At 40.5% G+C, this 615-nt stretch carries 1 protein-coding gene; it reads left to right on the plus strand.

Features of this window, described 5'->3' with window-relative positions:
- Positions 1-615, plus strand: a 615-nt coding sequence (locus HT708_RS11215) for an IS66 family transposase (protein WP_172926403.1), incomplete at both ends; no start/stop codon positions are given.

The following is a 615-nucleotide window of genomic DNA, read 5'->3' on the forward strand; positions in this document are numbered from 1 at the left end:
GAGATTATTCTGGATATGTGCATTGTGATATGTGGTCTGCTTATCGTCAACTGGAAGAAGCTGAACTTGTTGGATGTTGGGCGCATGTGAGAAGGAAGTTTTTTGAATCCACCCCCAAGCAAGCAGATAACTCATCCTTAGGAGCTAAAGGTTTAGCTTATTGTGACCAGTTATTTGCCTTGGAAAGAGACTGGGAGGTTTTGCCAGCTGATGAACGACTACAGAAACGTCAAGAAGAGCTCCAACCCCTAATGGAAGACTTCTTTGCTTGGTGTCGGCGTCAGTCAGTTTTACCTGGTTCAAAACTAGGAAGGGCAATTGAATACAGTCTCAAGTATGAAGAAACCTTTAAGGCCATTTTGAAAGACGGGCATCTGGTCCTTTCCAATAATCTAGCTGAACGCGCCATTAAATCATTGGTTATGGGACGTAAAAATTGGTTGTTTTCTCAAAGTTTTGAAGGAGCTAAAGCAACAGCTATTATTATGAGTTTGTTGGAAACAGCTAAACGTCATCAACTAAATAGTGAAAAATATCTATCCTATCTTCTAGAATGTCTTCCAAACGAGGAAACTCTCGTAAACAAAGAGGTTTTAGAGGCTTATTTACCATGGA

This window comes from Streptococcus sp. 3613 (assembly GCF_013277375.1).
Lineage (GTDB): Bacteria > Bacillota > Bacilli > Lactobacillales > Streptococcaceae > Streptococcus > Streptococcus pseudopneumoniae.